Below are 26,889 nucleotides of genomic sequence, written 5' to 3'. Positions count from 1 at the left end.
TTCATCACTCTTTCTATAGCTTAACATATTTTTCTACATCTACCACAAAAACCGTTGCTCCCCCTACTGTTACTTCTATGGGGTAAGGAATAAACACCCCTGTTGTTCCTGATACCGGTGCAGGAGAAGTGGCTATTTCCTTTCTAGATTCACAGTTGTTTTTTATAATGGCTATGACTTTATCAATCTCTTCATCCTCTGTACCTACTAAAAGAGTTGTATTCCCTGCCCTTAAAAAACCTCCTGTAGTGGCTAGCTTGGTAATTCTGAACTTGTTGTTGGTTAACTCCTCCATAAGATCTCCTGCATCTTCATCATGAACGATGGCTATTACTAGTTTCATAGATTTCCCTCCTTTATTAATTTTATTAATAGTCCTTGTATATCCCTACTAATGGCTTCAATATCTCTATCAGCCTTCACTACTTTAATTCTATGGGGTTCCTCCCTACATAGCTCCTTATAAGCATTGTAGACAGCCTCATGAAAATCTATTTTTTCCTGTTCTAATCTATCTATTTCCTTGGAACTAATCCTTTGCAGGCTTGTTACAGGAGAAATATCAAAAAATATGGTTAAGTCAGGCTTTAATCCTTGGGTTGCAAATCTATTGATTTCTTTTACTAAGCTACAGCCTAATTTTCTTCCTCCACCCTGATAGGCAATGCTGGAATCCACAAATCTATCACATAGGACCACCTTACCCTCCTGTAGGGCAGGTAAAATAAATTGTTGGACGTGTTGAGCTCTTGAAGCGGCATACAAAAGGACTTCTGTAGTATCTGCCATCTCTTGGTGCTGCTTATCTAATATAATGTCTCTGATTTTTTCTCCAATGACGGTTCCTCCTGGTTCTCTTGTCAATAGGACTTCAAAGCCTTTGTCCTCCATAAATCTTTTCATATACTGGATCTGGGTGCTTTTTCCTGATCCATCTAAACCTTCTATCGATATAAATAAACCCTTTTTCATTATGTCACCTCATTATTCTTAATTGTCTTTTAATCTGTAAGTATCTCTATCCTCTGACATGTAATATCCTTGAGTCCCAATACCTCCATACCCCTTGCAACCATTGTCTTTACATAGTTTATCATTTCTTCTTCTATAACTTCTCCTGGAATAAGGATAGGAATCCCTGGGGGATAGGGAATAAAATATTCTCCACTAATATGACCTATGCTGTCCTCCAGCAAAACCTTTTTCTTAGGCTTGTATAGGGCCTCCCTCGGTGTAAAGGTCCGTTTGGGTATAGAGTAGGAGAAGAAGGGCATTTTTTCTATTTTTCCTTTGTCTTCTTTGTGTTGTGATAAGTCCAACAAACCAGTATATAGTCTATCAAAGTCTTCTTTATCATTACCAATAGAGGTCATCCCCAACACACCGTAAATGTTAGACAGCTCCATTTGGATACGATACTTATCTCTAAGCCTTCTCTCTAGTTCATAGCCATCAATACCTTGATGGTGCATACTAATCCAGAGTCTTGTTGTATCCATTGCTTTAATAAAATGCTTTCCCACCAATTCTGTTCCTAAAACCGTCACACCCTCTATGTCCTTCATTTTATTTTTAAAGACTTCTACATGATACAACAGCTCCTCCATAAGCTCCCTACCATAATCTTGATAAATAGTGGTGGCTAAATCTAAGGAGGCCATTAATATATAGGAAGGACTGGTGCTTTGATGTAATCTTAACATAAATTTTAATTTTTCTCTATCTATTCTATTACCCTGCACATGGAGCATAGAGCTTTGGGTGAAGGCGGGAAGGGTTTTATGAATACTCTGGACCACAGCATCAGCGCCACATTCTAGGGCTGTCATGGGAAGCCTATGGCTTAATCCTAGATGGGCTCCATGGGCTTCATCCACCAGGAGGATCTTTCCATGACTATGGACAATTTCTGCAATTCTTTTAAGGTCGCTGGCAAATCCATGGTAGGTTGGGTAAGCAATCACCACCGCCTTAGCATCAGGGTTTTCTATTAATCTCCTCTCCACCTCTTCAGGTGAAATCCCTAGAGCTATGCCTTTTTCTATATCCATTTCAGGATAAAGGTACACAGGAGTCAAATCTCCTAAAATCGTAATATTGATAACCGATTGATGACAGTTCCTTCCTATAATAATCTTGTCCCCTGGAGATGTGGCGGCCATAATCATACTATAAATACCTGATGTGCTGCCATTAACCAAAAAAAATGTTTCTTCACTTTTAAAAGCCTCACTGGCTCTTTCTTGTGCTTGTTTGATAATTTCCTTAGGCTTATGGAGATTGTCGGTGCCAATTATTTCTGTTGTATCTATATTGGCTAAATGTTGTTTAAAGTTTTTATAGTGAAATTTTTTAAATATTTTTCCATTCTTATGACCTGGCATGTGGAAAGATGTAATGTCTTCTGCCTCTATCTGTAAAAGTCTGTCTAAAAGGGGTGTTGATTTCATAAACATCCTCCTCCTTATATAGAGATTGTTTTTTCTTAATCATTATTATTTCGCTAAAAGAAAAGCTTTTTCCTTTTTCTTTTTAAGTATAAAGGGATTCTTTTTTTGAAATAATAATTCTATAGACAGTATTTGTCTATAGAAATTTTTTTGTTTACGCCATGTAAAATTGAGCCCCTTTTTAAAAAAACTAAAGGTGGTGGCCTCTATCAATAATAAAATAACCAATTTAAGAAATCTTGTAAAGGCTTATGGCAATAAAAAATCTGATGTGGAAATTTCCACAATGCTGGATATTTCTATTGATGAAGTAAATGGTCAAAGAAAAGAAATTTTAAGGGATAGCATGAAGACAGGTATAGAACAACAGAGGCTGAAATAATTCTTTTGTAAAAAGTAGATGACCCCATCAGTAGACGATCAAGGGTTAGGTGTATAACCTTCCTATTGCTTATTTATATAAAGGGTAGTTTCCTTTGGGAATCGTCACTTTTACAGAAGACAAAGCAACAAAGGGACTGAAGATCAGTCCCTTTGTTAAGTCGCCTGTAAAAAGCTTATCCAAATATCCTTTATTTTTCGTTTGAAAATTTCATATTTTAATTCATCAGATGGTGTGTTTATTATTTCCTTTTCACAACTTCTACATATATATTGGTTTAATAAAATAATTCCTCTACCGGTTTCATCGTTACATATACAACAGTACAAGTCCTCACCCATTTTATCCACCAGCCTTTTTGATAAATTCCATATTTTCATTTTAGCCCTATATTTATTATTCTATTCGGCATCCTAGTACATTGTTAATAAATAGGTGAAGAAAAAATATTATTTTATTCGACGAAGACCCTCCATAGCCTGTCTTTTCTCCTTGGGGCTATAGAAGGCATTCTCTTTTTTTATGCTCAAGGATTTTCTGATGTCTTCTCCTGTTATTTTAATAAAGGTTAAAAACAAGATCACGATAGGTACTAAAAGAATAGTTAAAAAAGCTATATTGATAATCAAGTTAAACATTTTACCACTCCCCAAAGCGAACTTACTGGTAAAATTCTCCATAAAAAGTGATTTTCCTGCAAGTAAGCTGTAAAATTCCTCATAAATTTATTGTTTTGTTAATGATTCTACATTTTTATCTAGAATCCTACTTTTGGGGTATAGGAAATTGGTACTAAAAAAAGGGATTAACATCCCTTTTCCTAATGCTTATTTACAAAGGCCATCAAAAATACTTTTTCTTGACGGTTTTTGTTGATGTCATCCTCTATGGACATTAATTGTTTCAGCTGCTCATCCGTAAGGTTTGCATAGCTCATAGCTGCCATATCCTTATTTACTTCCTGATTCATGGTAAAAGCCTCCTTTTTATCTGAGTTAAACCTCATTTTATTTTGAGCGAATTGAGGCAATTTTATGCACCAAGGAATCCATATCATCATAAACTTCTCCATAGGAGATAGAAGGTTTTTTTACTAAAATTACAGGAAGGTTTAAGGTTTTTGCTGCAGCTATTTTTTCTTCTGTTCCTCCAGCTTTTCCGCTGTCCTTCGTTACAATAACAGCTGCTCTATAGGTTTCAAACATTTGTTTATTCATTTCTTCATTGAAGGGGCCCTTCATGGCAATAAGATTGTCGGGGGTAAACCCCTGGTCTTCACAGGCTTGGACAATGGTGGAAAGGGGCAGAACTCTGGCCACCAACCTATTGACATCAACCTCCCTTAAAAAAGTAGGTATATGGTTACTGCCTACCGTAAGAAATATGTTTCCCCTAAAGGATTTTGCCAATTTTGCCGCTTCATCAAAATCTTTAGCCAACAGAATATGTTTATCTTCAGAGGAGGTGGCCTTCCTTTCATATCGTAGGTAGTGGATTTTTTCTTCTTTAGCCACCTCTATAGCTAGTCTAGAAATATTTTCAGCATAGGGATGGGTGATATCTACAATGTATTCAAGTCCTTTATTGTTTACCAAAGCCTTCATCTTTTCCTTGTCCAGCCTTCCCTCCAAAACCTCCACCCCCATACCCTCCCTTAGGAGCTTGGCTCCATAGCCTGTCGTTACAGTGGTTAAGACCTTTAGCTGCTTTTCAAGAAGCTTTGCCACCAGCTCCCGTCCCTCTGAAGTTCCACATAGGGCTAAAATCATAGATGGTATCCCCTTGGGGTAATGATTTTGCCATCCTGGATAAAGCTGTTACTATTCCCTATGATCACCATCGTCAGCATATCAATAGAATGATTTAGCATTTCTCCCAAGGTAGTAATAATAACTTCTTCACCCCTTCGTTTAGCATTTCTTACAATACCTACAGGGGTTTCCTTTTTTCTATGCTGTAGCATAATATCCCTAGCCTCTTCAATCTGGGTAACTCTGCCCTTGCTCTTTGGGTTATAGAGGGCTATAACAAAATCCCCCTCAGCCCCCAGCTGAAGGCGTTTTTTTATAACGTCCCAATCGGTTAAAAGATCGCTTAAGCTAATGACAGCAAAATCATGCATGAGGGGTGCCCCCAGTACAGCAGCTGCTGCACTTACGGCTGTTACCCCTGGGATAACCTCTATTTCTATAGGACTGTTTTTCTCACCCTTTACCTCTAGTACTGCCCCAGCCATACCATATATGCCAGGATCTCCACTGCTGACCAATGCAACTGTATGTCCTTCCTCTGCTAAATCAATGGCTAGGCTGCATCTTTCTATCTCCCGTTTCATGCCACTGTCTATTACTCTTTTATCCCCTAGGATGGGGCGAATCAAGTCAATATAGGTTTTGTACCCAATAATAACGTCACTGGACATAATTCCTTCCCTGGCAGCCGGAGTCATGTAATCCTCTCCTCCTGGACCTATGCCTATTACAAATACTTTTCCCATCCTTTATCTCTCCTCTTCAGCTATTGATACGGTGACACCATTGGTTATTTTCTTCTCCAACAGCAACCTTCCTCTGTTACACCCTAAATACGCACAGGGTTGACTGACGGAGCCTACTCCTATGGTATTTTTCACAAAGGAGGAAATCTCAAAGTCCTTCTCTACCTCTAGAATTTTTTGACGATCTATGATTTCTAAAGGAAGTCCTAAGATCTTGCTGGCTTCAATAAGCCCCTTCTCCTGTGCCTTCACATCTACCGTTACTATTTTTTTTACACTTTCTAGAGCTATAGAGGCTTCCTCTAAAGCCCCCTTTATAGCTTCTATAACAGTATCAGCTTCTATATCTTTTCTACAACCAATTCCTAAAACGATATTTTGTGGATAAAGCTGTAGGATGTTGTTGTGATTCTTATCTATTGGATCATTGCCTATATAGATGCCATAATCCCCATCAATAAGTTCGGTAAATTTTTCTATAGCTTCATAGTTTGTGGGTAGCTTTATGGAGGCTGGAATACCTCCATAAATCCTTACTCTCCCACCGTTAACAATATGAGCTGTTATTTTTTTCGTTAATTGCCAATCATTGATTTTACATTTTAACTTATGGGCTAGGGTGTCCACTGCCATGAGTCCCTGCACATCGGAGGCTGTGGTGATGACAGGGGTTGCCCCCAGCTTGTCAGCTACCTTCAGGGTCATTTCATTGGCACCCCCTATATGACCGGATAATAGGCTAATAACATACTCTCCTCCTTCATCCATCACTAAGACCCCTGGATCTTGGCTTTTATGTTGGAGATAAGGGGCTATGGTTCGAACCACAATGCCGGTGGCCATAATAAAGATAAGATAGTCCCTTGAAGGAAACAGTCCCCCCACCGTAGTTTTTAAGTCCCCCTCTATAGGTAAAACTCCCTCTTCCCCCTCATAAAATTTTGGCAAGACATGGACTTGGCTATGGGGAAAGTGTTTTTGAAGTGTTAGGGCCAATGCCTTGCCCCTTTGGGTTACTGTAAAAATAGCAATCCTCATTTATTCCTTCCCTCTTCGATATTCATGGGTAAACCCTTCATCATAGAGCTTTGACAGGGCATATTCATTGCCTAAAAAGTCTCCAACCAAAATTTGTGCAGTTTTTTTGATGCCGGCCTTCCGAACCTTTTCTGTAATATCTGCCAAGGTCCCCTCTACAATTTTTTGATCCTCCCATGTAGCCCGTTGTACTACTGCCACTGGGGTGCTGGAAGGATAGGCCTTTGTTAGCTCATCTACTACCTTATCCATCATTTGTACTGAAAGAAAGATGGCCATACTAGCTCGATGGGCTGCTAGGGCTGCTAGACTTTCCTTTGATGGGACAGGAGTTCTTCCCTCCATCCTGGTTAAAATTACGGTTTGAGATACCTCCGGAAGGGTAAACTCCTTCTTTAGCTGAGCTGCTGAAGCCACAAAGGAGCTAACTCCAGGAATAACCTCATAGGCTATAGATAATTCCTCTAGAGCATCCATCTGCTCTCGAATGGCTCCATAAATACTGGGATCTCCAGTATGGACTCTGGCTACGGTTTTGTCCTCCCCTACAGCCCTTTTCATAACCTCTATCACCTCTGGGAGGGTCATGCCTGCACTATTATAGACTTCCGCATGCTCCCTTCTATCCCCCATCACTTGAGGGTTGACTAAGGAGCCAGCATAAATAATAACATCTGCTTCTTGAATTCTTTTATAACCCTTTAAGGTAATTAACTCTGGATCTCCTGGTCCCGCCCCTATAAAATAGACTTTACCCATGGTTATGTCCTCCTTTTTTGATAATAACAGTTGATAAATAGGGAACCTTCTCTTCTTCTAGATCCCTTATATCCCTTGTAATTTTTTCATCCTCATGTCCACATTTAGATATCATGACAAAACTGTTTTGCAAGCCCTTTTCTCTAAGCCTTTTTGCCAATCCCTTAGGGTCGTGGGATACTTTTAATACCACTAAATTGTCAGAGGTGTCAAAGGCTTTTTTCACCCTTTCCTCCTCCTTGATAAGGGGTAAAATTGTTAAGGTTTCATCTCCCTCTGCTAGGGGTAGATTGGCTCTGCTGGCGGTGGCACTAAAGGAGGTGACACCTGGAATGGTTTCGATGGTATAGTCGGCTGCCATCAGAGCCTTTAGAATATATATATAGGTGCTGTATAAAAGGGGGTCCCCTAGGGTTAGGAAGGCCACCTTTTTCCCTTTATCTAAAGCATCGGCTATGATGCTGATGTTTTCCCTCCAATGACTTTCCAGCGTTTCTTGACAATAAACCATAGGAAAGACCAAGGCCTTTATTTCTGCCGCTGGCTGAATATGCTCTCTAGCAATTTTTAGAGCTATACTATCTTCCTCCTGCTTACCCTTAGGGCAAATAACCACATCTGCATTGGCTAGTATTTTTACTGCCTTCAGCGTTAACAGATCTGGATCACCTGGTCCCACTCCTATGCCGTATAATTTTCCCTTCATTTGTTTTCCCCCTGTCTATTTGAGATTAAGGTTGAGGCTAAGGTTAAGCAAAACCCTACTTTAAATCCTCAATGAAACCTTGTTTGTTGATAAACAACTGCTTTATCCTTATATTGAAATTAAAAGTAATTTACTATTAAATATTGGATTATAAAAATGCTCTATTATTTAGTAGCTGAAAGAATATAGATGGTGTTTTGTGCCTCCATTAAAGTATAGTTTCCTGTGGAACGTCCCTTGGAAACCCCTATGGAAACCACTTCAATTTCTTGAAATCCTCTGGCCTTCAATCCCTGCAGGGCTTCATGGAGGGTTTCGATGGTAACGGCGGTAATGACTATTCTTCCTCCCGTCAGTAGACGGTCTCCTGTCTCATCCAAAATCTCCATCATTTCTCCGGTGCTGCCTCCAATAAAAATCCGATGAAATCCTTTGATTTTCCTTATTTCCTCTGCCGCCCTACCCTTGAGAATTTCTAGGTTCTTTACATCAAAGGCAGCTTTGTTAGCCTCTAGCAGGTTACAGGCTTCTTCTTTAAATTCTATGGCATAGACCTTACCTGTAGAGAGCTTTAGGGCCGCTTCTATCGATACAGACCCGGTGCCTGCTCCTACATCCACAAAAATATCCTCTTGTCCTAAGCGAAGCTTTCCCATCACCACAGCCCGAACCTCTTCCTTGGTCATGGGGGCTTTCCCCCGAATGAAATAACTATCAGGAATGCCAAAGCCGGCATAGTTCCACTGTCTATTCATATTGAATCACCACCACTGCCATTTTATAGGGAGCAGCCCCTATGATTTCCTGGGGCCTTCCCTCAATAATTCTTTCATCCCTATAGGATAAATTTTCTCCTACAGTCATCCTTGTAGATTTTAGTCCTGCCTTAATCAATATCTCTGCAATTCTATCGGGGGTATAGATGTTATCTGTCAGCATAGCTACCTTCTTAAATGTCTGTAGCTTTTCTAAGAAATCCTGTTGTCTTCCATGTAAGCTCATAAGGGGAACCTCCTGCCAAGGTTCCTTCATTTTACTAAATAAATACTGTAATGAGGTAATGCCAGGGATAACCTCTAGATCCTCCTTAGAAAAGTGTCTTTTCAGATAGGTTAGCATACTGTAAAATCCTGTATCTCCAGATACAACGAAGGTTATTTTTTTGTCCCTTCTCTTATCCTTTATATAACTGATGACCTCTTCTAAGTCCCTTGTAATAGGATGGGTTTCCCCTGTGAAATCTTGAAAAATCTCTAAATTCCGCTTTCCCCCTATTAAAATATCGGAATTTTCAACAGCTCTATAGACAGCTGGCAAGACATAGTCCCTGTGACCAGGGCCTATGCCAGCAACAATGATTTTATTCATTCCTTAAATTCCTCCAATAACTTTTTTCCCGTTGAAGATATGGCCAATATGCCATGATCCATAGAAAAAATAATTGTCCCTACTTCTACTTCTTCTGCCATCCGTTCCCTTGCCTTTTGGGTAATTTTTTCTGCCAATAAAGGAAATATCTCCTGCTTTTTCATCTCATAAATAAAAGCAACTGCCTCTTCAGTGGTATTGCTTTCCAATATTTTTTCTATATCTTTAGGAGAAGTCCCTAATAATCCTAGGTAGGCGGCTAAAATCTCCCTTCTGCCATCAGCTATCCTGCTATGGGTATGGAATATGCCTCCTGCCACCTTGATAAGCTTACCTATATGACCTACTAGGAGAATTTTTTTCATCCCCTTCTCTAAAGCCTTATCCAACATAAATCCTATAAAATTACTGGTTTTTATCATGTGCCTTTCATCAAAGCCATAATTGTTTCTTACTAGATCTCTACCGTAATTTCCCGGAACAAAAATCAGCTTTTCCAGTCCTTCCTCCTTAGCCATAGCGATCTCTAGGGCTAGGGATTCCTTCCAAGCCTCCTCCGACATGGGCTCCACAATACCTGAGGTGCCTAAAATAGATATGCCTCCTTGAATCCCTAGACGGGGATTAAAGGTTTTTTTAGCTATTTCCACAGCCTCTGGAGCAAAGATTTCAATATCTACACCTCTATGCTGTCCTATGACCTCCCGGACTTCCCTTTCTATCATCTGGAGGGGAACAGGATTGATGGCAGCCTTTCCAACCTCTACAGGCAAACCTCTTTTGGTTACTCTCCCTATGCCTATTCCTCCATCGATGTGGATGAGATTGTCCCGTCGCCATTTTACTCTACTGTAAATGATAAGACCATTGGTGGCATCAGGGTCATCCCCTCCATCCTTTTTTATGCCACAGGAGACCCAATTAATACCCTTTTCTATAGCTAGGGGCTTTAGGGTTAAGTCCCAGCCCTTAGGGGTAGATATTTGTATTTCCTCTATGTTTCTTTCCTTCAGCAGCATAAGGGCCGCCGCCTTAGAGGCAGCGGTGGCACAGGATCCAGTTGTATAGCCGTATCGAAGCTTTTTGCCGTTTTTGACAATGTATTTTTCCATGCTATCCCTACCTCTAGTTCATCATATAAAGAAGAGCATTGATGATGGCTGCCGCCACGGTGCTGCCACCTTTTCTCCCTACGGTGGTGATATAGGGAACATCCCTCTCCAGGAGGGCTTCCTTTGATTCCTTGGCCCCTACAAAGCCCACCGGCACCCCTACTACTAGGTGGGGGTGAATTCTTTTCTCATCTATGTATTGACATAACTGAAAAAGGGCAGTAGGAGCATTGCCAATCACAAAAATTTTTGTATCCTTATCCGCCACTGCCTTCTCCATGGCCACCATAGATCTGGTAAGTCCCCTTTCCTTTGCTTCCTTCACCACTTGAGGATCATCTACAAGACAGTAAATTTCACTATTTAATGCCTTTAAAGTCCTTTTATTGATCCCCGACATGGCCATTTTGGTATCGGTATAAATTTTACAGCCCTGTCTTAAGGCATCATGGCTAGAGGAAATAGCATCTCCACTGATTTTGGTAATATCAGCATATTGAAAATCAGCGGTTGTATGGATAACTCTTTTTATGATTTTTCCCTCTTTTTCTGGAAATGTTTTTTCCCCCAGCTCCTGGGTAATGATTTCAAAGCTCTTTTTTTCTATTTCAAATGGATCTTTAATATACTCCATGATTTTATCTCCCCTTTAATTCCACTGGCTACACCTATGGTTTTATTATTCTTCCCCCTCCAGCAATAATTTCATAGCTGACGATGGATAAATAGTTCTTCATAAAGTCTTTTTCTTTAAGACTGTGGAAAAATTTTTCTGTATCAAAGTCTTTATCATTATATAGAATGCCTATAACAGAGCCGCTGTGGGCTACATTGATGCCATAGGCCCCCACAGCTTCACTGATGTGATGGATTTCTTCTAGGCCTTCCTTAGGAAGGATTCCTTCATTTGCAAAGCTACTTATGGTGGCAGCTTTACCTATGGTTTTTAAATCACCGGTTTTTATGCCTTTTTCCAAAAGGGCCAGGCCCTCCATTAAACGGCCCTCATTTTCCTTTAAAATCTCTGTCCGATCAATTTTTCTAAAGTCTATCGTATTGATGGTTGCCTTTCCCTCTAATACCAACACTCTGCAGGGGGGAAGGTTGCTATATTGCCTTTTAACCCCCCCCTTTAGGTGGTCAAAAAGTGTTATTTTAGAAAAAACCGTACTATCGGTGGGTTCAATGTCAATACATAGCTTGGCTACTTCTTCTTCTGATAATTCTTTTCCTAGATAAGTGGCGGTTGCTATAGCAGTGGCGGCTAGATCGGCTGTACTACTGGCCATTCCCTTAGCAATAGGTATAGAGGAATTTATATGTATCCTCACCTGTTGATAATCCTTTTTTTTATAGCCATAGTAAGCAAAGACCTTCTCCAGCATTCTATAGGCCTTGCTATAGGCTGCTGGTATTTTTTCTGCAGGGGTATGGATATCTTCTCTGATGGTTACTTTGCTAAAAAGATTGATGCTATAGGAAATAAGCTTTTCTCCACCTTCTATATATCCCTGTAGCAATTCACCACAGGAAGCTGGACAAACTCCTTGAATCACGATGTCTTCCCCCTACTCTAAATGATATAATGTTTCCCTTATATTAATTTCCCTATAACCCTACAGGGTTTTTGGATCTTTTCTTCAATATAGGGGAGGTTTTCAGGTTCTATTGTAAATAAAATTACTGTGGCAGGTCCTGCGGATTTTTTTAAATCTATTTTAACATCTTCTGCAGCTTGAAACCTACAGTGGTTTTCGTGGGCTAAAAAGTTGGCCTCATACATAATGCCTTTTGAACCAACGGTATAGATTTCTCTTGCTTCTTTCATTGTCAATAAAGTCTGAAGATCCTTTACACTACATATTTCATTATCAAAGGGTATAGTAATCTCCTCACCAACCTTAGGCACCCCTATTACCACCACGAGATCTCCTTTTTTAGATGTGTTAATCTTTGCCTTTGGTTTCTCCACTTCTCCAATTACAGTAACTCCCATAGCTGTTTGAAGGGTTTTAAAGTTTTCCTCTGTACTGCCATTTAAGCAGACAGCTTCTATTCCACCCTCCTTTAACAGCCTTTGAATTCCTGTTATAATCTGTCGGCCAGTGGGCTCCATTTCCACCGATAAGGTATTGATAACGGTAAGAATCTGTGCTCCTACTGACAACACCTCCATAACAGCTACCCTTGTGGTATAATAGCCTACAACCTCCGGTGGAACCTTCACAATATCTTCTTCTTTACTACCAACACTTCCACAGGAATCACAGGCGATCACCATAAATTTCTGTGGATCATGGTTAATAAGGGTTAAATCCCGAAAGTTTCTTACCTTCATTTTATCTACCTCTAGAAATGCTTCTATAGAGTATGACGGCTAACAAGATATTGGCAAAGGATGCTATCGTCAGTGGTAACCAAATTACCATGAATAAAGGCCAACCACTAAAGGGGAGTCCTAGCATAAGGGACATAGGTACTACTGTAAGGGCGGCCATTGGACCATTCAACAGAGTGGCCACTACTACAGGAATTCCCCCAGGGGTTTTTTCATATAGCCATCCAAATATATAAACAAAGGCGAACATTTGTATCCCTATTAAAATATGCATTGGTAGTGTCAATGGGAAGCCTGCTGTAGCAGAGGATATTAAGTGGCCTAAAATTCCTACTACCCCCCCTGCCAAAGGATTAATATATAGGGCGGCAAAAAATGCTGCCATAGAATCAAAAGCAATGCTTCCTTGAATTTTAATAGTGGCTCCTATAATACTTAAAGCAATTAATAGACCTATTTGTGTGATGGTTTTAATGTTGTGAATTTCTCTTGCTTGTTTTTGCATTATAATTGGTTCCCCCTAATTTCTTTTTTATAGATTCTGCATTTTTCTAAAAAATTGTTTATGAAAGTAGGATTGCTATAAAAATGTATATGAGGAAATCCTCCTAAACAATTATAGCTTTCTATGCCGCAGCTCCATCTATCTATAATTTTTTCCTTCTTTTTCTTAACTACACTATAAACATATTCTCTACTGGGGGCTATTACAACTCCACGATGAAACTCATGGGCCTTTGTTGTAAAAGCTTCTTTATGGAAGCTACTATTCTCCTTAATACTTACTTGACAGTAGCCAAATCTCTGTAGTCGGTTGGTCATTTCAGCTGTGGCATCAAAAACCCCCGCCATCTGATAAACTTCCCCATCAAAGGTTTTTATTGCCTTTGTTAAATACATGAAGCCCCCACATTCTCCATAGATAGGTAGGCCCCTTTGGGCTTCTTCATAAAGGTTCCTTCGTATCCCTTGGTTTTCCTCCAGTTCCCTAGCAAAAACCTCTGGGAACCCTCCTCCAATGTAGATACCATCTATTCCCTCTGGTAGCCCCGTATCCTTTAGGGGACTAAAGGGAATAAGTCTACAGCCCAGTTCCTTTAATAGGTCTAAGTTATCTTGATAATAAAAGTTAAAGGCACTATCATAGGCATAGGCAAGGGTAATTTCTTCTGCTCTAAGGGGTTTAACTTCTTTTTTCTTTATCTCTATCTCCTTTGCCACTGCCAGTAATCCCTCTATGTCAACGGTTTCCTCCACCATCTCCACAAGATCCTCTAGTTTTTCCTCCAGTTCTGGAACCTCATCACAGGGAATTAAGCCTAGGTGCCTACTCTTTAACTGAATGTTGTTATTTTTCCTTAGATAGCCTAAGCATTTTATTCCAGTATCCCTTTCTATCCCTTCCTTTAAAAGGCTATAGTGCTTCTCTCCCGATACATTGTTGATGATAACCCCTGCTAGGTTGATATCAGGATCATAAAGTTTATAGCCCAGCACCATAGCAGCTGCACTGGTGGAAACCCCCCTACCGTCTATAACTAAAATAACCGGCAGCTGTAAAATTTTAGAAACATGGGCAGAGCTTCCCTCGTCTTTTTGGGTTCCTAAACCATCATAAAGGCCCATTACCCCCTCCACAACTGCTATGTCTTCCTCTTCTAGGTTTTTATGGAAAAGCTCTTTAATGGTATCTTCTTTTAACAAGTAGCTATCCAGATTACGGGAGGGATTCCCGGTGATATAACGATGAAATTGTGGATCAATATAATCGGGACCCACCTTAAAGGCCTTTACTTGAAGCCCCCTTTTTTTTAATGTCCCCATAACACCTGTAGAAAGGGTGGTTTTCCCCACCCCACTTTGGGTTCCTGCTAATAAAAATCCTCTAGTCCCCTTCATTTATCCTAGCCTCTTCACTTCCTCTAGGGCATGGTAGGCTGCTTCAAGGGTTTTTTCTATATCTTCATCCGTCATGGCAGCGCTTATGAAGGTGGCTTCAAATTGAGAGGGTGCTAAGTAGATCCCCTGCTGTAGCATGGATTTGAAGTAAACAGCATATTTCTCTGTATCAGAGGTTAGGGCGGCTTCAAAATCTTCTACAGCACCCTCAGTAAAGAACATGCATAGCATAGATCCTACCCTATTGAAGGAAGCCTTTACTCCTAGAGCCTTGGCATGTTCTTTTAGTCCTTCCTCTAGCCTCTGTCCCTTCTTGTTGATTTCTTCATAAATTTGGGGATTTTCCTTAAGGATTTTTAGGGTTGTGTAGCCTGCTGTCATGGCTAAGGGATTGCCAGATAGGGTTCCAGCTTGATAGACGGGGCCTATTGGCGACATTTGGGACATAATTTCCTTCTTACCCCCAAAGGCTCCTACTGGCAGACCCCCACCGATAACCTTGCTGTAGCAGGTAAGGTCGGGTGTGATATTATAGAGGCTTTGGGCGCCTTCAAAGGCTAAGCGGAATCCCGTCATGACTTCATCAAATATTAACAAGCTTCCATATTCCTCTGTAATCCTTCTTAAGCCATCTGCGAATTCTTGGGTCATAGGGACAACCCCCATGTTTCCTGCCACTGGTTCTACAATGACGGCTGCTATATCTTCCCCATAGACTTTAAAAATTTTCTCTATGTTTTCTAAATCATTATATTTTGCAGTAATGGTATTTTTTACTACGTCCTCCGGTACACCAGGACTGTTGGGGACACCATGGGTTAACGCACCAGATCCTGCCTTGATCAGCAAACTGTCGGAATGACCATGATAATTGCCATTAAACTTTACAATTTTACTTCTATTTGTATAGCCTCTGGCCAGCCTTAATGCCGTCATGGTAGCTTCCGTCCCGGAGTTTACCATTCTAACCATTTCAATGGAGGGTATAGCCTCTACAATCAATTGGGCCATTTTTGTTTCTATTGCCGTAGGAGCCCCAAAGCTGGTACCCATTTCCACAACTTCCTTTAGGTTTTTCACTACCTCTGGATGACAGTGACCTAAAATCAAGGGACCCCAGGAACCTACATAGTCAATATACTTGTTTCCATCTTCATCATAGATATAAGCTCCTTCTCCCCTTTTTATAAAGGGAGGATCCATCTTCACCGATGAAAATGCCCTTACTGGACTATTGACGCCTCCCGGTATGACTTCTTTAGCTCCTCTGAAAAGTGTTTTAGATTTTTCAAGATTCATTATTGATTCCTCCTTATCCATTTTGCCATATCCTTAGCAAAATAGGTCAAAATCATATCGGCTCCAGCCCGCTTTATGGCGGTTAAGGCCTCGATCATACTATCTTCTTCCTTTAACAGTCCATGCTTTGCCGCCAGTTTAATCATGGCATATTCTCCACTGACGTGGTAGGCTGCCAAGGGCATAGAAAAACTGTCTTTTATTTCCCTTATAACATCTAAATAAACAAGGGCTGGCTTCACCATGATAATATCTGCACCTTCTGCTATATCTATCTCCACCTGTCTCAAGGCCTCCATTCTATTGCCGGGGTCCATTTGGTAGGTTTTTCTGTCTCCAAATTTGGGGGCACAATTGGCAGCACTTCTAAAGGGACCGTAAAAGGCTGAGGCATATTTAACGCTGTAGCTCATAATCGGTATATGATTGAATTTATTTTTATCTAATATTTCTCGAATTTTTGCCACTCTTCCATCCATCATGTCAGAGGGGGCCACCATATCAGCCCCAGCCATAGCATGGGATAAAGCTGTGGCTCCTAACTTTTCAATGCTTTCATCATTAAGAACAGTCCCGTCCTCCACAAGGCCACAGTGTCCGTGGCTGGTGTATTGACATAAACAGACATCTGTAATCACCATAAGTTCAGGATAGTGACTTTTTACTTCCCTGACAGCCCTCTGGACAATACCCTCCATGGCATAGGCCCCAGAGGCTATTTCATCCTTTTCCTCCGGCAGTCCAAACAGGATAATCCCTTGAATCCCTAAGTCCACAACCTCACCCACTGCCTCCTTTAACTGGTCAACAGAGTAGTGGTATTGGTCCGGCAGGTTAGGAATTTCTCTTTTTATGTTTTCTCCTGGTACAACAAACATAGGATAAATAAAATCTGAAATATTTAAATTTGTCTCCCTAACGAGACTTCTTATGGCGGCATTGCTTCTTAACCTTCTAGATCTTCTAAAATCCTCCAAAACTATCCCTCCCTTATAGCATCAACTAATCCCTGTATCGTATATTCCTTTGCTTCCACAGCAACGGATAAACCTAGTTCCTTTACTGTTTTTCCTGTAATAGGACCAATAACTGCTATTTTGCTATTGTTAATCTTATCTTTATTTTCTTCCCCTAGGATCTTTATAAAGTTTTTTGCCGTTGATGCACTTGTGAAGGTGATATAATCTAAGGGGGTTTCTAGTATCTCCATTAAGTCTTGTCTTCTACAGGTGGGAATCGTGGTCCTATAAATGTCGATCTCATCAACAATTGCCCCCATTTCCCTTAAACCTTGGGTCAAAGCTCTTCTAGCTATATCTGCCCTAGGTAGCAGAACCCTGTCGCCCTTTGCAATCTTTCCCTCCACAGCTTCTAGAATTCCTTCCGCAGTGAAAACATCTGGAAGGGTATCCACCATCAACCCTCTATTCTCTAGGGCCTCCTGTGTTGCGGTTCCGATGGCTGCTATCTTAGCTATACCAGTGGTTCGAATGTCTATTTTTAAGTTCCTTAATCTTTCAAAAAACCCCTTTACACCATTGACGCTGGTAAAAATAATATGTTGATATTGATGAAGGTTTTGTAAATGCTTATCAATTTCTTTAAAGCTTAAGGGAGGTTCTATTTGTATGGTGGGAAGCTCTATTACCTCTCCCCCCAACTCCTTTAGCCTTTGGGATAAGTTACTGGCCTGCTGTCTTGTTCTTGTCACTAATATTCTTTTTCCTTGAAGGGGTAGACCTTCAAACCAGTTTAATTCCTCCCTCAGTCCCACTACTTTTCCAATGATGATGATGGAGGGGGATTTTATATTGTTTTTCTCTGCCACCTCTACAATGTTTTCTAGGGTACCGGTGACGGTCCTTTGCCTAGCGGTGGTTCCCCTATGGATTAGGGCTGCAGGGGTATTCTTATCCTTTCCATAGGCCATTAGCCTGTCGGTAATTTCCTTTAAATGTCCTACTCCCATTAAAAAGACCAAGGTTCCCTCCAGCTTTGCTAGAGCCTCATAATTGACGGTGGAGGCTTCTTTTTTAGGGTCCTCATGGCCTGTGATGACATGAAAGGAGGTACTAACATGTCGATGGGTTACAGGAATCCCACTATAGCTTGGGACTGCAATGGCAGATGTAATTCCCGGGATAATTTCAAAGGGAATTCCTTCCTGGTGAAGGGCTAAGGCCTCTTCTCCTCCCCTTCCAAAAACAAAGGGATCCCCTCCCTTTAACCGAGTAATAATCTTTCCTTCTTTTGCCTTTTTAACCAGCAGGCCATTAATCTCCTCCTGGGTATAGGCATGGTGATCTGGAGCCTTCCCTACATCGATGATTTCAGCATCTAATCTTCTATGGCTCAAAAGGTTGGCATTAGCCAATCGATCATATAAAATAACCTCTGCCTTCTTAATAGCCCTTAAGGCCTTCACTGTGATTAAATCCTCATCTCCGGGGCCAGCTCCTACTAAATAAACATAGGGTTTCTTCACAGAACCCCTCCTTTCTTTCCTCTTTACAAAAGCTCCTTAGCTCCCAAAGCCATCATTTCCTCTGCCAATCGGCTTCCTATTTCCAAAAAGTTATGAAATTCTCCCTTTTCTGTATGACGGAGAACTTGTTGACCATCTAAAGAAGCCACCATACCTGTAATCCACAGCTCCTCCTCTACTTTTTTTCCATAAGCCCCTATGGGAACATGGCATCCTCCCTCCAGCAGCTTTAAAAATTGTCGTTCTCCCATAACACAGTGGTAGGTTTCTTCATCATTTATCTCCTGTAGCATCCGGTGCAGCTCTTTATCATTTTTTCTAATTTCACAGCCCAGTGCACCTTGGCCTACAGCAGGGGTAAAGTTATCTATATCTAAGTAATAAAAGGTTTCTTCATCATATCCCAATCTCTTTAATCCTGCCGCTGCTAAAATAACAGCATCTAAGCCCTCGGTTTCAATTTTTTTCAGTCGTGTTCCTACGTTTCCTCTTATGTCCTTTAATTGTAGGTCCTGTCGCAGCCTTAATAGCTGAACCTTTCTCCGAAGGCTACTGGTGCCGATCAGGGCCCCTTGGGGTAGCTCCTCTAAGGTTCTATTGTCCTTGATTACCAACACATCCCTAGGATCTTCTCTTTTGGTTATAGCACCTAGAATCAATTCCTCAGGAGATTCTGCCGGCATGTCCTTCATACTATGGACAGCCAAATCAATCTCTTCTTCTAATAGGGCTGTTTGTATTTCCTTGACAAACAGTCCTTTACCACCAATTTTGCTTAAGGTTTTATCTAAAATTTTATCCCCAATCGTTTTGATTTTAATAATTTCATATTGATATTGGGGAAACCTTTCCTTCAGCATTCCTATAATGATTTCTGCTTGGGTTAAGGCTAATTCACTGGCCCTAGAGCCTATTTTAATTGTTCGCATCTTATCACGCCTTTTATTGAATTAAATTTGTTTAAACTCCTATTAGACAGCCTCTTTTCAGTCTATAGCCCTTCTTTAAAAGCTTCATAAGTGTCCCATAGCTTTTCCTTGATTTTAAAAGGGTCTTCTTTCCGATAGTCAACATCGTATATTAGGTGATGAAATAACCTTTTCCTATCCTGGATGGAGGGTATTTCCCTTAAGGCCTTCCCTCTTATAGCCCCTAATATATCTAGGAGGTCTCCGTAGATTTCTCCGTAGATAGATTCCAGTTCTTCTTTGATTTTTCGGGAAAGCATGGGGCTTTTCCCTTCAGTGGATATAGTTATTGTTAAGCTTCCACGGTTGATGGAGGCAGGAAGGATAAAGTCTGATAGGTGTCGAGAATCACCAACATTAATAAAAATCTGTCGCTGATTTGCTTCCTGTTTACACCTTTTATTAATATCAGCATCATCTGTAACCCCATAAGCTAAAATACTTCCATCTAAATCCCCTGTTGTATAGGGCTTGTTTTTATGGACAATTTTATTGTCCTTCGCTAGTTTTTCCAAGGCAGGGGTTAGCTTGGGGCTTATAACCGTCACAACAGCACCATACTCCAGTAACGTTATCACCTTCCGCTCTGCCACCTCACCGCCCCCCACAACAGTACAGGGTTTTCCCTTGATTTCAACCATCATTGGATAATATAAAGCCATTGTTCTTCTCCTTATTTCAAAATTTCTATAATCCTAAAAATTCATCTACAAAGGAAGCCATTTCTTCTCCCTTACCCTTCACTCCCGCATCCTTCAACTGAAGTATAGGTTTTCTCCACATCTTTTTCACCAAACTTCTAACAATAATTTCTATGGTTTCCCTATCTTTTTCAGGTATATGAGAAAGCTTTTTAAACATTTTTTCAAGCTCTTCATCGGTTAATCGTTGACTATAGTTTTTGATGGCCTCAATCTTGGGATATATCGGTAGACATTGATACCAATCTTCATAGCTGTCAATGGCAACTTCAATATATTGTCGAACCTCTTTAATTAAATTTTGTCTCGAGGCTAAATTTTCATCAGCAATTTCCTTTAATTGGTCTATATGGAATAGTCTTATCCCTTCTATTTCTCCAATGGCAGGATCGATATCCCTCGGCAAAGCAATATCTACAATACACAGTTCTCTCCCCTGATCATACCGGACTTCAAATTCTTCCTTGTGGTAAATATAGTGGGGTGCACCTGTAGCTGTAATAACGATGTCTACTTCCTTTAACACATCATATTTCCTATTGAAATCAATGTGTTGAATATGACTATGTTTGTTGCTAAGAGCCTCTATGGTTTCCCTTCTTCTGTTGCAAATATAAATCCTTTCAACACCTCTATCGATTAGATGCTCCACCGCCAGTCTACTCATTTTCCCAAAGCCAATGACTAATACCTTTTTGTCTATTAAGCCTTTTAGTTGTTTCTCAACTTGCTTTACGGCTATATAGCTAATAGATAGAGGGTTTTCAGAAATATTGGTTTTGGTTTTGACTTCTTTAGCTGTGGTAATAGCATCTAAAAATAGTTTGTTTAGCACCTTACCGCAGCCTTTAACCTCCATTGCCCTATGATGGGCTTCTTTCACCTGTCCCAATATTTGATCTTCTCCTAAAACCAAGGAGTCCAAACCACAACAGACTTCGTATAAGTAGGTTACAGCTTCCTTTTTCCTTTTAAATACATAATGTCCTTCCAGTTCTTCTTGCTTCAATTGAAAAAAATCTGTGTAAAAATTCTTAAACCATTTTTCTGCTAGATTTGTATCCTCTACCACACTAATGATTTCACTGCGATTACAGGTGGATAGGATAACCCCTTCTTTTATAAAGGGGTCCTCCTTCATAATATTATAGGCCTTCTGTAGCATCGACTTGGAAAATGCAACCTTTTCCCGAAGGGTTATAGTAGAATTTTTATGGGTAATACCAAATACAACTACCTTCATTACTCATCACCTTCTATGTTTTTAGAATGTAAGGGCCAAAGCCTCTTTACCTCTTTCTTTAACAATCTCTGCAACTCTTCTATCGGCTCCTATATGCTTTGCCATAATAAATTTAATGGCTGGATACTTTTCCTTTACTTGGTCTAACTCTTCTGGAATATCATATTTAATATGATTTCCTTGAAAGAGGAACATTGGAACAATAACAATCTCCTCTGCTCCTTTATTTACTAACTCATCTATTCCCTCATGAAAGCTTGGTTTTGAAATCTGTAGGGAGCCAAAACCCAGTAGAGGAAACTCCTCCTTATTTCTCTCCTCTAACATTGCTATAATTTCCTTTAAAATGTCATCTGCTTCCTTTGCTTTACTACCATGGGCCAATACAAACAATCCTCTTTTCATGAATATGCCTCCTTATTAATTATGAAATCTTAGTTGTTTTGTTGTAAAATAAAAAAAATCCACTAGAAGTGGATTTTGTATGTCCTGAAATAATTTTTCTATTACAGTACTACAAACATCCCCTCCCTCCGAAGGTTGTTGTCAGCTTTAGGCTGGTCTCCTGACTCGTGAATCCCTTTACTCTCGACGCCTTCCCAAATTCAGTTCAGTGGCTGTTGTCGATTTCATCCTCACTTACAGTAGCGGGGGCTGTAGCGGATTTTCACCGCTTTCCCATTTAAGTTTCCTATGAAACACCTAAACGTATAAATCTTTTTTTATTTTAAATTGTTTTTTGATATGGTTTGTCACAAACATCATATCAAAATTCCCTTGTGTTTTCAATAGAAATATAAGGTTATAAAAAAAGTCCTGGTGTTATGGTTGATTATGGATGATTAGATTTCTGTTTTAAAAAATATAGTTGGGACAATAGCTAGCAATAATAATAAGACATAAACAATTATAGTCTGTATGGAGAAAACGTTGTTGATAGTATCTCCTAAAAAGGTATATAAAATGACTTTGGGGGTAATCCCTAGAAGGCTTCCTACAAAAAATTTTTCGTAGGATATTCCTACTAATCCAGCTCCATAGCTAATGGGATCAATGGGAAATCCAGGGGTAACCCTCATGACAAATAACTTTCTTATAATTTCTTTATCTTGTATGCTTTGGAGCTTGATGATGTACCTTTCTCCTACAATTTTCTTAACAAGGTCCTGAAATTTGCTGCCTAGCCAAAAGCTTAAGGAAAAAGCAATCATTACTCCTATCAATGCAGCGATACTCCCTAGGAATGTGCCATAAATTAAGCCTCCAACGATAAAAATCACAACATTAGGGAAAAAGAGAAATGGCCGAATAGCAGCAATTCCTATAAAAACCAATACACCCCAAATCCCAAGGCCTTCTATCCCCCTTTGAAGTCTTTCTATATTCCATTGTATAAATAGGTGGTCCCTAAACTTAATTAATAAAATAATACCTATAAAAATTATAAAAATTGCTACTATAGCTTTAAACATTTTTCTTTTCTTCATGATTTTTTCCTTTCCAATACAAGAAGCTTCTATTCTATATACTTTAGCTTTCTTCACTAATTGCTGTTGACTAATTGTATGCCATAAAATTTAATTTATTGCCTATATCTTTTCCCCCCAGATTTTTTTACATTGTTTCAGTCTAACTTCTATAGTGTTTTTTGTAAAACCTCTATTTTTTAAAATTCTTTTTCTTTATAAAAGATGGTAATGCAATTTATAAGAGAAAATGATAGAATAGTAAATAGATTATAGCGAAACTTTATAAATGACAGGGGGGTTATTTTCATGAAAAAATTGTTTTCTTTATTACTTATACTAACATTACTTGCCCTTGGAGCTTATTTCTATGTACCCTCCTATTTATCTGTAGCCTCTAACGAAAACCCAGTAGAAATTACTGTGGCTGAAGGAGCTTCTTTAAATGCTGTAGCTGAACACCTTTATAATAAAGGTGTTATTAAAAGTAGACTTTGGTTTAAATATCAATCCCGCGCCGAAGGAATCGATAGGAGTATTAAACCCGGTACCTATACATTACATCCTAACATCAATTTAAATGAGATTTTTGAATTGCTACGAAAAGGTGTGCCAGAGAAGCCGATTGTTATAACCATACCGGAGGGCTTTACCCTTTATCAAATAGCCAACAGGGTTGAAATTGCAGGCTTAGGAACCAAGGAGGAATTTATAGAAGCTACAAAGAAATACTTTGAAGAAAAAGAGTATTCCTTTGATACAGCTAAGCTTTTCTATGAAATGGAGGGCTATCTCTATCCCGATACCTATTACTTTAGTGAAAGACAAGGTGTAGTAGATGTGGTTAGTACCTTAGCTAAGACGATGGAGAGTATTTTTACGGAGGAGTATAGGGTACGGGCAGAGGAGTTGAATTTATCCCTCCACGAGGTATTGACGATTGCTTCTTTAATTGAAAGGGAAGCCTATCATGATGAGGAGAAGCAAAGGATTAGTGGTGTTATTTTTAATAGGCTTAAGAAAAATATGCTGCTACAAATTGACGCCACCGTTATCTATGGTATCGGTGAAGGTCGAGAGCATATTAATCGGGTTCTTTTTGTCCATTTAGAGGATCCTTCCCCCTTCAATACCTATAGGGTTAAAGGATTGCCTCCAGGACCTATTGCAGCTCCCTCAAAAACATCTATTCATGCGGTCCTCTATCCCGAAGATCATGATTATTTGTATTATGTTTTAGGAGAAGGTGGACATGTCTTTAGCAAAACCTATAACGAACATTTGAGGAATGTTGCCAAATATCGTGAAATGACAAATCAAAATTAAGGAGATCCTAGGATCTCCTTTTTTTCACCTAAAGTCTACCAATAAATCTTCCAAAGGAAGGCTTTTTTATAAATCCTCTATTGACACTACATCATAACCAGCATCGTCAATTATCTGAGAAAGCACTTCATCCCCTACCTCTGATTTCAATTCTACTACAGCATTCTTTCCTGGAAGATCTACTTGAACATTAACCACCTCTTGTAGCTCCTTTAAAGCCTTTTCCACATGGGCAACACAATGGCCGCAGCTCATACCTTCAATGGCAATCTTCTTTTTCATTAATAATCCCTCCAATTTTTAATAATATTTTATCCTATAATACTTGTATAACCTCTAATGAATAAGTTTTTTTATTGTCTTTAGTACTTCCTGTATCACTTCTTCTTTTCCATCCCTAAGCTGACCTGCAACACATCTTTTGAGATGCCCCTCCAGTAAAACAAGTTCTATATTTCTTAAAAGGGTCCTACACGCTTCTATTTGACCTATAACATCATCACAGTAGGTTCCTACTTCTATCATTTTTTTGATCTTTTTTATAGCCTCCTCAGCTTCACTCAGTCCATCAAGAACAGGCTCCTCTGTTTGTGACGAGGGTTCTAGGTCTGTAAGCCTTTTAATAGTTATCATTGCTTCCTCTAACGCCCCCTTTTTCCCCTGCTGCAGGTCCCTTGCAACACAATGCTTAAAGTGACTTTCCAGCAAAATAAGTTCTAGAGAGCTTAGGGCAGAACGAGAGGCTTCTATTTGGTTAATGACGTCGTCACAGTAGGTTCCTTTTTCTATCATTTTTTTTATTCCTCTAATTTGTCCTTCTATTCTACTGAGTCTATCTAGAATAGATTTTTGTACCTTAGAGGATTGTTCACTTGGCTTTTTATTTGGTTTTTCCATTTTTTTGTCTCCCTTCTTATGAATAATATACCATACCCCTCTAGTGTATGTAAAGTTTATAGAAGTGTTTTGTTTCCTATAGAATATATATTGATGCTATTTTTTAAATTTATACAGTTTTTTAGTGAGGAGCAGATGGGTATGGGAATGCTTCCTTAAATTAGAATATATTGTAATAAATATCCTTTGATGGTATATTAAAAAAAGATGGTATTGACTGCTTATAAGAAGATATGATGGTTTATGAAATAGAATAATTTTCTAAATAATGGTTGGGGTGACTTATATGTTAAAAGATAGAATAAAAAAAGAAGAACTTCTTAATAGAGTCATGTCACCCCAGGAGGCAGCTGTATTTATTAAGGATGGTATGACAGTTGCTACCAGTGGCTTTACACCAGCAGGCTATCCCAAGGCAGTACCAAAAGCATTGGCAGAAAGAATCAAGGCTAAAGAGGAGCCTTTTAAAATTAACCTTTATACCGGTGCTTCTGTAGGAGATGAACTGGATGGAGAATTGGCAAGGGCAAAGGCTATCGGTAAAAGACTTCCCTATCAAACCCAAAAGGATTGTAGAAGGGGTATTAATCAAGGAAATATTCATTATGTCGATATGCATTTAAGTCATGTATCGGATTTTGTTAGGTATGGATTTTTAGGTAATATTGATGTTGCTATCGTTGAGGCAGTAGCTATTACTGAAGAGGGTTTTATCATTCCCTCCACCTCCTTAGGTAATACACCTGTTTTTGTGGAGACGGCAGATATAATTATTGTGGAGATCAATACCCATCATCCCTTAGAACTCTGGGGAATTCATGATGTTTATCAGCCAGAAAAACCTCCCTTTAGAAAACCTATTCCTATATTAAAGGCTACTGACCGAATTGGGGATGCTTTTATAAGGGTTGATAGTAAAAAAATTAAAGCCATCGTAATGACAGATATTCCAGATAGTATTGCTTCCTTTAGTGAAATTGATAAAGCTAGTGAGAAAATGGCAGAACATTTAATTGATTTTTTTCATTTAGAGGTAAATAAAAAAAGACTGCCCCAAAACTTATTTCCTCTTCAGTCGGGGGTAGGCTCAGTAGCTAATGCTGTATTGGCAGGATTGGTTAAATCAAACTTTTATGATCTTGTGATTTACTCTGAGGTAATTCAAGATGCAGTTTTGGACTTAATAGACAATGGTACTGTAAAATTTGCCTCCGGGTCTTCCTTAACCTTATCTCCAAAAGGAATAGAACGATTTTATAACAATATTAACTATTATAAGGAGAAGATTTTGCTTAGACCCCAAGAAATCAGCAATAGTCCTGAGGTAATTCGAAGATTAGGGGTTATCAGCATGAATACAGCAATTGAGATAGATATCTATGGTCATGTGAATTCCACCAATATTATGGGAACAAATATGATGAACGGTATTGGTGGTTCTGGGGATTTTACTAGAAATGCCTTCATTTCTATCTTTACCACTCCATCCATTGCTAAAGAAGGTGATATTTCTTCCATTGTTCCCTTTGTATCCCATTGTGACCATTCGGAGCATGATGTTCAGGTGGTGGTTACAGAACAGGGTATTGCTGATTTAAGAGGGTTATCTCCAAAGGAAAAGGCAAAAACCATCATCAATAACTGTGCCCATCCTGATTATCGTCATGAGTTGCTAGAATACTATAATAAGGGACCCAATGGTCATATAAAGCATCAACTAAATGAAGCCCTTTCTTGGCATATGCGCTATCTACAGAAAAAAACTATGAAAAGGTAATTGTTTTTAAAAAAAGAACTCTACATTTTCTGTAGAGTTCTTTTTTATCACGTCGCAACGACCTACTCTCCCAGGCAGTCTCCCGCCCAGGCCCATCAGCGGTTAAGTAGGCAGCTAAAATCTTTGATTTCTTGCTGGTCACTTAGTTAGAAGCCTTCAGGATTCTAACCTCCTTAAT

General features: G+C 39.4%; 32 protein-coding genes and 1 riboswitch. Of the genes, 3 read left to right on the top strand and 29 right to left on the bottom strand.

Annotation, left to right across the window (positions count from 1 at the left end):
* Window positions 1-13 precede the first annotated feature (13 nt).
* Genes BLS22_RS00155 through BLS22_RS00145 form a run of 3 tightly spaced genes read right to left on the bottom strand, consistent with a single transcriptional unit; the run spans window position 14 to window position 2,450 of the window.
* Window positions 14-343: a cyclic-di-AMP receptor gene (locus tag BLS22_RS00155; RefSeq protein WP_090548579.1), complete on the bottom strand. Its 330-nt coding sequence runs from the start codon at window positions 341-343 to the stop codon at window positions 14-16.
* A complete protein-coding gene (tmk, locus tag BLS22_RS00150; protein ID WP_090548576.1) occupies window positions 340-972 on the bottom strand; it encodes a dTMP kinase in 633 nt (210 codons plus the stop codon). Before tmk ends, BLS22_RS00155 begins: the two co-directional genes overlap by 4 nt.
* Before the next feature lie 29 nt (window positions 973-1,001).
* Window positions 1,002-2,450 carry an aminotransferase class I/II-fold pyridoxal phosphate-dependent enzyme gene (locus tag BLS22_RS00145; protein ID WP_090548574.1) on the bottom strand — a complete coding sequence of 483 codons (1,449 nt, stop codon included), beginning with the start codon at window positions 2,448-2,450 and terminating at the stop codon, window positions 1,002-1,004.
* Window positions 2,451-2,619: 169 nt separating this feature from the next.
* Between BLS22_RS00145 and BLS22_RS00140 the strand changes: the two genes are divergently transcribed.
* Window positions 2,620-2,832 carry a hypothetical protein gene (locus BLS22_RS00140; protein WP_090548570.1) on the top strand — a complete coding sequence of 71 codons (213 nt, stop codon included), beginning with the start codon at window positions 2,620-2,622 and terminating at the stop codon, window positions 2,830-2,832.
* A 155-nt stretch (window positions 2,833-2,987) separates the two neighbouring features.
* Here BLS22_RS00140 and BLS22_RS00135 read toward each other — a convergent pair whose 3' ends face one another.
* From BLS22_RS00135 to BLS22_RS00025, 24 genes are all read right to left on the bottom strand, one after another.
* The gene (locus BLS22_RS00135) at window positions 2,988-3,173 is read right to left on the bottom strand and encodes a sigma factor G inhibitor Gin (RefSeq protein ID WP_176761979.1); all 186 of its coding nucleotides are present in this window, start codon (window positions 3,171-3,173) and stop codon (window positions 2,988-2,990) included.
* Window positions 3,174-3,281: 108 nt separating this feature from the next.
* Window positions 3,282-3,470, bottom strand: a complete 189-nt coding sequence (locus BLS22_RS00130; RefSeq protein WP_090548565.1) for a hypothetical protein — start codon at window positions 3,468-3,470, stop codon at window positions 3,282-3,284.
* Between the two features lie 182 nt (window positions 3,471-3,652).
* Window positions 3,653-3,802, bottom strand: coding sequence for a hypothetical protein (locus BLS22_RS14895; protein ID WP_176761978.1), 150 nt, complete (start codon window positions 3,800-3,802; stop codon window positions 3,653-3,655).
* Window positions 3,803-3,839: 37 nt separating this feature from the next.
* Entirely contained in the window at window positions 3,840-4,601 is a 762-nt protein-coding gene (gene cobK / locus BLS22_RS00125) for a precorrin-6A reductase (RefSeq protein ID WP_090548562.1), read from the bottom strand.
* Entirely contained in the window at window positions 4,598-5,329 is a 732-nt protein-coding gene (cobJ, locus tag BLS22_RS00120; RefSeq protein WP_090548560.1) for a precorrin-3B C(17)-methyltransferase, read from the bottom strand. Before cobJ ends, cobK begins: the two co-directional genes overlap by 4 nt.
* Window positions 5,330-5,332: 3 nt before the next feature.
* Window positions 5,333-6,367: a cobalt-precorrin 5A hydrolase gene (gene cbiG / locus BLS22_RS00115; RefSeq protein WP_090548557.1), complete on the bottom strand. Its 1,035-nt coding sequence runs from the start codon at window positions 6,365-6,367 to the stop codon at window positions 5,333-5,335.
* Window positions 6,368-7,126 carry a precorrin-4 C(11)-methyltransferase gene (gene cobM, locus BLS22_RS00110; protein WP_090548552.1) on the bottom strand — a complete coding sequence of 253 codons (759 nt, stop codon included), beginning with the start codon at window positions 7,124-7,126 and terminating at the stop codon, window positions 6,368-6,370.
* A complete protein-coding gene (gene cobI, locus BLS22_RS00105) occupies window positions 7,119-7,832 on the bottom strand; it encodes a precorrin-2 C(20)-methyltransferase (RefSeq protein ID WP_090548549.1) in 714 nt (237 codons plus the stop codon). Before cobI ends, cobM begins: the two co-directional genes overlap by 8 nt.
* A 164-nt stretch (window positions 7,833-7,996) precedes the next feature.
* On the bottom strand, window positions 7,997-8,587 hold the full coding sequence (cbiT, locus tag BLS22_RS00100; RefSeq protein ID WP_090548547.1) for a precorrin-6Y C5,15-methyltransferase (decarboxylating) subunit CbiT: 591 nt from the start codon (window positions 8,585-8,587) through the stop codon (window positions 7,997-7,999).
* Entirely contained in the window at window positions 8,580-9,200 is a 621-nt protein-coding gene (gene cbiE, locus BLS22_RS00095; RefSeq protein ID WP_090548544.1) for a precorrin-6y C5,15-methyltransferase (decarboxylating) subunit CbiE, read from the bottom strand. Before cbiE ends, cbiT begins: the two co-directional genes overlap by 8 nt.
* On the bottom strand, window positions 9,197-10,312 hold the full coding sequence (gene cbiD / locus BLS22_RS00090; RefSeq protein ID WP_090548543.1) for a cobalt-precorrin-5B (C(1))-methyltransferase CbiD: 1,116 nt from the start codon (window positions 10,310-10,312) through the stop codon (window positions 9,197-9,199). The genes cbiE and cbiD overlap by 4 nt, the downstream gene beginning before the upstream one ends.
* 13 nt (window positions 10,313-10,325) lie before the next feature.
* Window positions 10,326-10,946, bottom strand: a complete 621-nt coding sequence (locus tag BLS22_RS00085; RefSeq protein ID WP_090548540.1) for a precorrin-8X methylmutase — start codon at window positions 10,944-10,946, stop codon at window positions 10,326-10,328.
* A gap of 34 nt (window positions 10,947-10,980) precedes the next feature.
* Window positions 10,981-11,868, bottom strand: coding sequence for a GHMP family kinase ATP-binding protein (locus tag BLS22_RS00080; RefSeq protein WP_090548538.1), 888 nt, complete (start codon window positions 11,866-11,868; stop codon window positions 10,981-10,983).
* Window positions 11,869-11,906: 38 nt separating this feature from the next.
* Window positions 11,907-12,650 (bottom strand): AIR synthase related protein, encoded by a 744-nt coding sequence (locus tag BLS22_RS00075; RefSeq protein WP_090548536.1) that lies wholly within the window; start codon window positions 12,648-12,650, stop codon window positions 11,907-11,909.
* A gap of 1 nt (window position 12,651) precedes the next feature.
* On the bottom strand, window positions 12,652-13,155 hold the full coding sequence (locus BLS22_RS00070) for an ECF transporter S component (protein ID WP_090548534.1): 504 nt from the start codon (window positions 13,153-13,155) through the stop codon (window positions 12,652-12,654).
* Entirely contained in the window at window positions 13,155-14,549 is a 1,395-nt protein-coding gene (locus BLS22_RS00065) for a cobyrinic acid a,c-diamide synthase CobB (protein WP_090548531.1), read from the bottom strand. Before BLS22_RS00065 ends, BLS22_RS00070 begins: the two co-directional genes overlap by 1 nt.
* Entirely contained in the window at window positions 14,550-15,848 is a 1,299-nt protein-coding gene (hemL, locus tag BLS22_RS00060) for a glutamate-1-semialdehyde 2,1-aminomutase (RefSeq protein ID WP_090548528.1), read from the bottom strand.
* On the bottom strand, window positions 15,848-16,825 hold the full coding sequence (gene hemB / locus BLS22_RS00055; protein ID WP_090548525.1) for a porphobilinogen synthase: 978 nt from the start codon (window positions 16,823-16,825) through the stop codon (window positions 15,848-15,850). Before hemB ends, hemL begins: the two co-directional genes overlap by 1 nt.
* A gap of 2 nt (window positions 16,826-16,827) precedes the next feature.
* Window positions 16,828-18,333 (bottom strand): uroporphyrinogen-III C-methyltransferase, encoded by a 1,506-nt coding sequence (gene cobA / locus BLS22_RS00050; RefSeq protein ID WP_090548522.1) that lies wholly within the window; start codon window positions 18,331-18,333, stop codon window positions 16,828-16,830.
* A 23-nt stretch (window positions 18,334-18,356) separates the two neighbouring features.
* Window positions 18,357-19,262, bottom strand: a complete 906-nt coding sequence (gene hemC, locus BLS22_RS00045; RefSeq protein WP_090548519.1) for a hydroxymethylbilane synthase — start codon at window positions 19,260-19,262, stop codon at window positions 18,357-18,359.
* Window positions 19,263-19,324: 62 nt separating this feature from the next.
* Window positions 19,325-19,963, bottom strand: a complete 639-nt coding sequence (locus tag BLS22_RS00040) for a precorrin-2 dehydrogenase/sirohydrochlorin ferrochelatase family protein (RefSeq protein ID WP_090548518.1) — start codon at window positions 19,961-19,963, stop codon at window positions 19,325-19,327.
* Window positions 19,964-19,988: 25 nt separating this feature from the next.
* Window positions 19,989-21,245 (bottom strand): glutamyl-tRNA reductase, encoded by a 1,257-nt coding sequence (hemA, locus tag BLS22_RS00035; RefSeq protein ID WP_090548517.1) that lies wholly within the window; start codon window positions 21,243-21,245, stop codon window positions 19,989-19,991.
* Between the two features lie 21 nt (window positions 21,246-21,266).
* A complete protein-coding gene (locus BLS22_RS00030; protein ID WP_090548516.1) occupies window positions 21,267-21,650 on the bottom strand; it encodes a sirohydrochlorin chelatase in 384 nt (127 codons plus the stop codon).
* Between the two features lie 133 nt (window positions 21,651-21,783).
* A riboswitch (cobalamin riboswitch) is annotated at window positions 21,784-21,966 on the bottom strand.
* A 121-nt stretch (window positions 21,967-22,087) separates the two neighbouring features.
* Complete coding sequence (locus BLS22_RS00025; RefSeq protein WP_090548515.1) at window positions 22,088-22,732, bottom strand: TVP38/TMEM64 family protein; 645 nt, start codon at window positions 22,730-22,732, stop codon at window positions 22,088-22,090.
* Between the two features lie 288 nt (window positions 22,733-23,020).
* On the opposite strand from BLS22_RS00025, the gene mltG reads away from it, so the two are divergent.
* Window positions 23,021-24,037, top strand: coding sequence for an endolytic transglycosylase MltG (gene mltG, locus BLS22_RS00020; RefSeq protein ID WP_090548514.1), 1,017 nt, complete (start codon window positions 23,021-23,023; stop codon window positions 24,035-24,037).
* 66 nt (window positions 24,038-24,103) lie between these two features.
* Here the strand turns inward: mltG and BLS22_RS00015 are convergent, their stop codons facing one another.
* Both BLS22_RS00015 and BLS22_RS15285 read right to left on the bottom strand, forming a co-directional pair.
* Window positions 24,104-24,319 (bottom strand): heavy-metal-associated domain-containing protein, encoded by a 216-nt coding sequence (locus BLS22_RS00015; RefSeq protein ID WP_090548513.1) that lies wholly within the window; start codon window positions 24,317-24,319, stop codon window positions 24,104-24,106.
* A 54-nt stretch (window positions 24,320-24,373) separates the two neighbouring features.
* A complete protein-coding gene (locus tag BLS22_RS15285; RefSeq protein WP_244269421.1) occupies window positions 24,374-24,934 on the bottom strand; it encodes a metal-sensing transcriptional repressor in 561 nt (186 codons plus the stop codon).
* A 286-nt stretch (window positions 24,935-25,220) separates the two neighbouring features.
* On the opposite strand from BLS22_RS15285, the gene BLS22_RS00005 reads away from it, so the two are divergent.
* A complete protein-coding gene (locus tag BLS22_RS00005; RefSeq protein ID WP_208974645.1) occupies window positions 25,221-26,711 on the top strand; it encodes an acetyl-CoA hydrolase/transferase family protein in 1,491 nt (496 codons plus the stop codon).
* Window positions 26,712-26,889 lie beyond the last annotated feature (178 nt).

Source organism: Natronincola ferrireducens (genome assembly GCF_900100845.1).
In the GTDB taxonomy this organism is placed as follows: domain Bacteria; phylum Bacillota; class Clostridia; order Peptostreptococcales; family Natronincolaceae; genus Natronincola_B; species Natronincola_B ferrireducens.
This window is presented reverse-complemented; position numbering and strand designations above follow the sequence as displayed.

Coding starts and splice junctions, on each gene's coding strand:
- BLS22_RS00155 (WP_090548579.1), bottom strand. CDS start 343: ATGAAACTAGTAATAGCCATCGTTCATGATGAAGATGCAGGAGATCTT.
- tmk (WP_090548576.1), bottom strand. CDS start 972: ATGAAAAAGGGTTTATTTATATCGATAGAAGGTTTAGATGGATCAGGA.
- BLS22_RS00145 (WP_090548574.1), bottom strand. CDS start 2,450: ATGAAATCAACACCCCTTTTAGACAGACTTTTACAGATAGAGGCAGAA.
- BLS22_RS00135 (WP_176761979.1), bottom strand. CDS start 3,173: ATGGGTGAGGACTTGTACTGTTGTATATGTAACGATGAAACCGGTAGA.
- BLS22_RS00130 (WP_090548565.1), bottom strand. CDS start 3,470: ATGTTTAACTTGATTATCAATATAGCTTTTTTAACTATTCTTTTAGTA.
- BLS22_RS14895 (WP_176761978.1), bottom strand. CDS start 3,802: ATGAATCAGGAAGTAAATAAGGATATGGCAGCTATGAGCTATGCAAAC.
- cobK (WP_090548562.1), bottom strand. CDS start 4,601: ATGATTTTAGCCCTATGTGGAACTTCAGAGGGACGGGAGCTGGTGGCA.
- cobJ (WP_090548560.1), bottom strand. CDS start 5,329: ATGGGAAAAGTATTTGTAATAGGCATAGGTCCAGGAGGAGAGGATTAC.
- cbiG (WP_090548557.1), bottom strand. CDS start 6,367: ATGAGGATTGCTATTTTTACAGTAACCCAAAGGGGCAAGGCATTGGCC.
- cobM (WP_090548552.1), bottom strand. CDS start 7,126: ATGGGTAAAGTCTATTTTATAGGGGCGGGACCAGGAGATCCAGAGTTA.
- cobI (WP_090548549.1), bottom strand. CDS start 7,832: ATGAAGGGAAAATTATACGGCATAGGAGTGGGACCAGGTGATCCAGAT.
- cbiT (WP_090548547.1), bottom strand. CDS start 8,587: ATGAATAGACAGTGGAACTATGCCGGCTTTGGCATTCCTGATAGTTAT.
- cbiE (WP_090548544.1), bottom strand. CDS start 9,200: ATGAATAAAATCATTGTTGCTGGCATAGGCCCTGGTCACAGGGACTAT.
- cbiD (WP_090548543.1), bottom strand. CDS start 10,312: ATGGAAAAATACATTGTCAAAAACGGCAAAAAGCTTCGATACGGCTAT.
- BLS22_RS00085 (WP_090548540.1), bottom strand. CDS start 10,946: ATGGAGTATATTAAAGATCCATTTGAAATAGAAAAAAAGAGCTTTGAA.
- BLS22_RS00075 (WP_090548536.1), bottom strand. CDS start 12,650: ATGAAGGTAAGAAACTTTCGGGATTTAACCCTTATTAACCATGATCCA.
- BLS22_RS00070 (WP_090548534.1), bottom strand. CDS start 13,155: ATGCAAAAACAAGCAAGAGAAATTCACAACATTAAAACCATCACACAA.
- BLS22_RS00065 (WP_090548531.1), bottom strand. CDS start 14,549: ATGAAGGGGACTAGAGGATTTTTATTAGCAGGAACCCAAAGTGGGGTG.
- hemL (WP_090548528.1), bottom strand. CDS start 15,848: ATGAATCTTGAAAAATCTAAAACACTTTTCAGAGGAGCTAAAGAAGTC.
- hemC (WP_090548519.1), bottom strand. CDS start 19,262: ATGCGAACAATTAAAATAGGCTCTAGGGCCAGTGAATTAGCCTTAACC.
- BLS22_RS00040 (WP_090548518.1), bottom strand. CDS start 19,963: ATGGCTTTATATTATCCAATGATGGTTGAAATCAAGGGAAAACCCTGT.
- hemA (WP_090548517.1), bottom strand. CDS start 21,245: ATGAAGGTAGTTGTATTTGGTATTACCCATAAAAATTCTACTATAACC.
- BLS22_RS00030 (WP_090548516.1), bottom strand. CDS start 21,650: ATGAAAAGAGGATTGTTTGTATTGGCCCATGGTAGTAAAGCAAAGGAA.
- BLS22_RS00025 (WP_090548515.1), bottom strand. CDS start 22,732: ATGAAGAAAAGAAAAATGTTTAAAGCTATAGTAGCAATTTTTATAATT.
- mltG (WP_090548514.1), top strand. CDS start 23,021: ATGAAAAAATTGTTTTCTTTATTACTTATACTAACATTACTTGCCCTT.
- BLS22_RS00015 (WP_090548513.1), bottom strand. CDS start 24,319: ATGAAAAAGAAGATTGCCATTGAAGGTATGAGCTGCGGCCATTGTGTT.
- BLS22_RS15285 (WP_244269421.1), bottom strand. CDS start 24,934: ATGGAAAAACCAAATAAAAAGCCAAGTGAACAATCCTCTAAGGTACAA.
- BLS22_RS00005 (WP_208974645.1), top strand. CDS start 25,221: ATGTTAAAAGATAGAATAAAAAAAGAAGAACTTCTTAATAGAGTCATG.